Annotated in this window: 2 rRNA genes (1 of these 2 cut by a window edge); both read right to left on the bottom strand. The window is 56.0% G+C overall.

What is annotated here, in order from left to right:
* Window positions 1–1,728 (bottom strand): 23S ribosomal RNA (locus ACWGID_RS41425) (it extends 1,482 nt beyond the left edge of the window).
* Between the two features lie 477 nt (window positions 1,729–2,205).
* Window positions 2,206–3,730, bottom strand: a 16S ribosomal RNA gene (locus ACWGID_RS41420).
* The 16S and 23S rRNA genes sit together here, the layout of an rRNA operon.
* Window positions 3,731–3,982: the final 252 nt, after the last annotated feature.

Below are 3,982 nucleotides of genomic sequence, written 5' to 3'. Positions count from 1 at the left end.
TGAGACACGGATTTGCCTATGTCTCGCCCTACCACCTTGCCCGCGGATCAGCTTGCGCCTACCATCGCCGCGGTTGGACTACCCTCCTGCGTCACTCCTCAATGCACCTACTACCACCTCGGGTCACCGACTCCACCAATCCATCCGAAGACATCATGGTTTCATTGGCTTAGCATCAGCGGGTTCGGTCGGGTCGTGTTAATGCCGGTACGGGAATATCAACCCGTTGTCCATCGACTACGCCTGTCGGCCTCGCCTTAGGTCCCGACTTACCCAGGGCAGATTAGCTTGACCCTGGAACCCTTGATCATCCGGCGGACGGGTTTCTCACCCGTCATTCGCTACTCATGCCTGCATTCTCACTCGTGCAGCATCCACAACTCCATCACTAGGCTGCTTCACACGCTGCACGACGCTCCCCTACCCATCCACACACCTGGACACAGATCAAGTCTGTGCCGAGTACAAGTATGAATGCCACAGCTTCGGCGGATTGCTTGAGCCCCGCTACATTGTCGGCGCGGAATCACTTGACCAGTGAGCTATTACGCACTCTTTCAAGGGTGGCTGCTTCTAAGCCAACCTCCTGGTTGTCTGGGCAACTCCACATCCTTTTCCACTTAGCAATCGCTTAGGGGCCTTAGCTGGTGATCTGGGCTGTTTCCCTCTCGACTACGGAGCTTATCCCCCGCAGTCTCACTGCCGCGCTCTCACTTACCGGCATTCGGAGTTTGGCTGATTTCGGTAAGCCGGTAAGCCCCCTAGACCATCCAGTGCTCTACCTCCGGTAAGAAACACGCGACGCTGCACCTATATGCATTTCGGGGAGAACCAGCTATCACGGAGTTTGATTGGCCTTTCACCCCTATCCACAGGTCATCCCCCAGGTTTTCAACCCTGGTGGGTTCGGTCCTCCACGCGGTCTTACCCGCGCTTCAACCTGCCCATGGATAGATCACTCCGCTTCGGGTCTAGAGCATGCGACTAAAGCGCCCTATTCAGACTCGCTTTCGCTACGGCTACCCCACACGGGTTAACCTCGCCACACACCACTAACTCGCAGGCTCATTCTTCAAAAGGCACGCCGTCACACCCACAAGGAGTGCTCCGACGGATTGTAGGCAATCGGTTTCAGGTACTATTTCACTCCCCTCCCGGGGTACTTTTCATCTTTCCCTCACGGTACTAGTCCGCTATCGGTCACCAAGAAGTATTTAGGCTTAGCGGGTGGTCCCGCCAGATTCACACGGGATTTCAAGAGTCCCGTGCTACTTGGGAAAACACTCGAGAGTCACTGTCTTACGCCTACAGGGCTATAACCCACTACGGCTCAACATTCCAGAAGATTCGACTTCAACAGTGATTGATAACTCTCCGACACCACGGCATTAGTGTCAGAATGCTCCCACAACCCCATCTACGCAACGCACGCCGGCTATCACACGCACATGGTTTAGCCTCATCCGCTTTCGCTCGCCACTACTCACGGAATCACAATTGTTTTCTCTTCCTGCGGGTACTGAGATGTTTCACTTCCCCGCGTTCCCTCCAGAACCCTATGTGTTCAGGCACTGGTAACTGGCTTTAGAATGCCAGCTGGGTTTCCCCATTCGGACATCCCCGGATCACAGCTCGGTTGCCAACTCCCCGGGGCTTATCGCAGGCTCCAACGTCCTTCATCGGCTCTTGGTGCCAAGACATCCACCGATTGCCCTTAGTAGCTTGTCACAAAACTAAAAGCAAAAATTACGCTACAAAGAGATGCTCGCGTCCACTATACAGTTCTCAAAATACGGGCAGGAACACCAGCCCCGAACCACCACCTATCGAGTCAGGCACCCCATCCCAGGGAAACAACACACCCAGAACAAGACACCCACACCAACGGTTTGGTGAGAGCCGGCCCCAGCCACCCAACCAACTGTTCCCAGTTGATCCGTGACCCTCGAAGAAAAAGTCCCGAACCCCCAGGACCAATGTCCTGTGAGCCGGGCCCGATTCCTCAGGACCCAACAGCGCGCCTCGGTGGTCCACTCGGCCCCATCCACGTTCCACGCTCACAAGTGAGCAGTACTAGCTTCAGCGACTCCGCCTTCCACCTAATGGTCAATGTTCCACATTCCGAAGCACCATCACCCCAAGAACATTCGCCTTGGAAAGTGATGACATGGACACTCACTAAGCGGAGTGCCAAGTGCTCCTTAGAAAGGAGGTGATCCAGCCGCACCTTCCGGTACGGCTACCTTGTTACGACTTCGTCCTAATCGCCAGCCCCACCTTCGACGGCTCCCTCCACAAGGGTTAGGCCACCGGCTTCGGGTGTTGCCGACTTTCATGACGTGACGGGCGGTGTGTACAAGGCCCGGGAACGTATTCACCGCAGCGTTGCTGATCTGCGATTACTAGCGACTCCGACTTCATGGGGTCGAGTTGCAGACCCCAATCCGAACTGAGACCGGCTTTTTGGGATTCGCTCCACTTTACAGTTTCGCAGCCCTTTGTACCGGCCATTGTAGCATGCGTGAAGCCCTGGACATAAGGGGCATGATGACTTGACGTCATCCCCACCTTCCTCCGAGTTGACCCCGGCAGTCTCCTATGAGTCCCCACCATCCCGAAGGACGTGCTGGCAACATAGGACGAGGGTTGCGCTCGTTGCGGGACTTAACCCAACATCTCACGACACGAGCTGACGACAGCCATGCACCACCTGTATAGGACCCTTACGGACCCCGCATCTCTGCGAGATTTCCCTATATGTCAAACCCAGGTAAGGTTCTTCGCGTTGCATCGAATTAATCCGCATGCTCCGCCGCTTGTGCGGGCCCCCGTCAATTCCTTTGAGTTTTAGCCTTGCGGCCGTACTCCCCAGGCGGGGCGCTTAATGCGTTAGCTGCGGCACGGAGGACGTGGAATGTCCCCCACACCTAGCGCCCAACGTTTACGGCGTGGACTACCAGGGTATCTAATCCTGTTCGCTACCCACGCTTTCGCTCCTCAGCGTCAGGTAAGGCCCAGAGAGCCGCCTTCGCCACCGGTGTTCTTCCTGATATCTGCGCATTCCACCGCTACACCAGGAGTTCCGCTCTCCCCTGCCTACCTCTAGTCTGCCCGTATCGGAAGCAGGCTCGGGGTTAAGCCCCGAGTTTTCACTCCCGACGTGACGAACCGCCTACGAGCCCTTTACGCCCAATAATTCCGGACAACGCTCGGACCCTACGTATTACCGCGGCTGCTGGCACGTAGTTGGCCGGTCCTTCTTCTGCAGGTACCGTCACTCTCGCTTCGTCCCTGCTGAAAGAGGTTTACAACCCGAAGGCCGTCATCCCTCACGCGGCGTTGCTGCGTCAGACTTTCGTCCATTGCGCAATATTCCCCACTGCTGCCTCCCGTAGGAGTCTGGGCCGTGTCTCAGTCCCAGTGTGGCCGGTCGCCCTCTCAGGCCGGCTACCCGTCGACGCCTTGGTAGGCCATTACCCCACCAACAAGCTGATAGGCCGCGAGCCCATCCCCAACCGCCAGAACTTTCAACCCTGCCCCATGAAGAGCAGAATATTATCCGGTATTAGACCCCGTTTCCGAGGCTTATCCCAAAGTTGAGGGTAGGTTGCTCACGTGTTACTCACCCGTTCGCCGCTCGTGTACCCCCGAAGGGGCCTTACCGCTCGACTTGCATGTGTTAAGCACGCCGCCAGCGTTCGTCCTGAGCCAGGATCAAACTCTCCGTTGAAAAATATGACAACCAGCAAAGCTGGAGTGTCGACAATCGAAAAGCGATCCTTTGAATCAGAAACAAAACCATTACTGGCTTGTCATCCGTATATTTCAAAGGAATCCACCCACAGACAACGACAACCCGTAACCCAGAATCAAAAGACCCAAGGCCTAGGAAGACGTTCAACGCCTGTGGACGGGGTTAATGCATCTTTCGGCATTGACTTTCGGCACGCTGTTGAGTTCTCAAGAATCGGACGCTCACCGC

The organism is Kribbella sp. NPDC054772, assembly GCF_053611945.1.
Note: the sequence above shows the minus strand (reverse complement) of the source record. Positions and strands in the feature narration are given on the sequence as shown.